We start from the raw sequence: 2,718 nt of genomic DNA, 5'->3' as shown, positions 1-2,718 counted from the left end.
CAACAGTACTTTGATTTAAGTGATCCTAAGACCAAAACAATGATTGCATCTTTAGATAAGCTTGCCAAAGTTAAGATTGAGAAAGTTGCACTCAATAAATTTCAAGTATCGCCACTGCTTCAACAACTGGTTACCTATGGTGAAATTATGCCTACACAGGAGCCAGCGCAATGATTAAGACGCTAGTTTATGTTGTTCTCATTTTAATTGGGTTGTGTCTTAGCCCACTCATTATTGGACAAAGCGGTTATATTTACATCGCAATTGGTGACTATCAAATAGAAACTAGCTTAGTGACTGGCGTTGTTGGGTTAATTGTGTTTTATTTTGCACTGCAATTACTCGAATGGTTAATCGTCTTGTTATTAAATATCGTATTAAGTAGCCGATACCTTCCAGAACAATGGCGAAGAAAAGCAGCTAAAAAGCATACGTTAATCGGTGCTTTAGCGCTGGCAGAAGAAGATTGGCCTGCTGCAGAAAAAGCCATGGCAAAAGGGGCTGAAAAAGGTGAAATTCCGGTATTAAATCTATTTGCAGCAGCTAGAGCGGCACATTATCAAGGTAATATTACAGCTCGCGATCATTATTTAACTCAAGCAGAGAAAAGCCCAATTGCAAAAACAGCGGTTTATACTTCGCGTACCCGTTATTTAATGAAGCAGGGTGAACTGATTAAGGCTCGGGCAATATTAGATAAACTGAATCCTACGAGTGAAAGTAGCACCCCAATACTTAAATTAGCCCAAGAACTATATCAACAACAACAAGATTGGCAGGCATTGAAATTGTTGTTGCCTATTATCAAAAAGCGTCAATTATTAGCTGAAACTGAGTTCAACCAAATAAGTACTAAAACCAACAGTATTTTAATGACCAATGCTGCCAAAATATCTGAAGCGGAGTTAACTCAATGTTGGCATTGGTTGAATAAATCAGAACGTAAAGAGGATGAACTGGTATTGGCTTATGCTCAAGGGCTTATTCAGTACGCTCATAAAGATCAAGCGCTAAAGTTAATTAATAAACAGCTCAATGCTTCGCCAACAGCAGCTTTATTTGCAGCAATACCTGATTTAATTACCGCTCAAGATCAAGATATCCGTAAAACGCTCAGCAAATTAGAAACCACTCATGAAAATGATGCTGACTATCAAATGTGCCTTGCAAAGCTGGCCATACAAAATCGTGATACTAAACAAGCTAAAATTCATTGGCAAAATGTATGTCGCATAGCACCAAGTCATCAATCATGGCTGGCTTTAGCCCAAGCACAAGAGCAGTTAGGTGAAAACTCTACAGCAGCTCATAGTTATCGCAATGCGGCTAATACTCTGTAAGCAATAAGTATTATTTTTGTACACATCCAAAGCCTGCAATTTTGCAGGCTTTTTTGTTATCCATTAATCCATTTTCTATATTCATTTTATCTTATCGCCGCCGATATAGGAGTGGAATACCTATTCCGTAATTGTGAATTTTTTATGACTACGAAACGTTTAGATAAGTATACGCGCAATAGTATCTATCTATTTTATAACACTATTAGCAATAAATTATTTAACGTCTGTTGGATGTCAAAAAATTGACTACTTTAGCAGCAAGTGATATTATTGATTAAATGTGTCTAAATTTTTTAATGTTAATATTTGTACTTAATTAAGCCGAAATTGTGCCATATTAATGTATTGGTATTTTAGTGTATTAAAGCTGTTGGGAGCTTAAAATGGGATCGATGATTACGTCAAAAAATGGAATACTTTCTGCCTCAGAAGGTTCAGTAACGATAACGATTAACAATGAAACCAAGGAACTGCAACTCGGTCAAGTTGTGCCGACTGGTGCAATGGTTGCCAGCAGTAATAACCTTGGTTTCGTTATTACGTTTGATGACGGTACTATTTTTAATAGCGCTAACATTCCTAATACCGAATCGGTTAATACATTAGCCGATAACATCGATGACACCATTGTTGAACAAGTAGCAGATCAACAAGCTTTAGATGAAATTGAAGCTTTACAGGCCTTGATTGCATCTGGCGAAGACCCTACTGCTGATTTACCAGAAACCGCGGCTGGCACCCCAACGGCCAACCAAGGTGATTTTGGTTATGTTGCTGTAACAAGAGATGGTGACGAAACACTTGCGGATTCAGGCTACGACACAACTGGACAAGCAGCTGCCCCAACAGCTGTTATCCAGGAAGAAGGCGTAGGTGAAAACGATTCCCCATCTGTTTTAGTCAACGATGCTATTACGGTCAGCGAAGACCAAGTTGCATCAGGTAATGTATTAGATAACGACAGCGATGCAGACTCAGACTTAAGTGTTGTTAGCTTTGATGTAGATGGACAAACCTATCTAGCGGGTACAGAAGTACAGCTTGAAGGTGGCGTGCTGATCATTAATGCCGACGGGTCTTTTACCTTCACCCCAAATGAAAATTGGAATGGTCAAGTTCCTGTTATCACTTACACAACCAATACCGGCATTACTGCCACTCTCATTATTGAAGTGACACCTGTCGATGACGACTCTGTCTTAGTTAACGATAGTAATATCGTTGCAGAAGATACTGTCGCCACAGGTAATGTATTAGATAACGACAGCGATGTTGATTCAGATTTAAGCGTTGTCAGCTTTGAAGTTGATGGCCAAAGTTATGCTGCAGGCACCGAAGTCACCCTAGAAAATGGCGTGCTAGTCCTAAACGCTGA

The 2,718-nt window shown here is 39.1% G+C and carries 2 protein-coding genes; both read left to right on the top strand.

What is annotated here, in order from left to right:
• The first annotated feature begins 170 nt into the window (after positions 1-170).
• A complete protein-coding gene (locus tag H5202_RS18560; RefSeq protein ID WP_182773375.1) occupies positions 171-1,340 on the top strand; it encodes a heme biosynthesis HemY N-terminal domain-containing protein in 1,170 nt (389 codons plus the stop codon).
• Positions 1,341-1,726: 386 nt separating this feature from the next.
• Positions 1,727-2,718: retention module-containing protein (locus tag H5202_RS18555; RefSeq protein ID WP_182773374.1), on the top strand; the 992-nt coding region annotated here is incomplete at its 3' end.

The organism is Shewanella sp. SG41-4 (genome assembly GCF_014164505.1).
Taxonomy (GTDB): domain Bacteria; phylum Pseudomonadota; class Gammaproteobacteria; order Enterobacterales; family Shewanellaceae; genus Shewanella.
The sequence above is the reverse complement of the archived record's forward strand: the minus strand, read 5'-3'. Positions and strand labels throughout refer to the sequence as shown.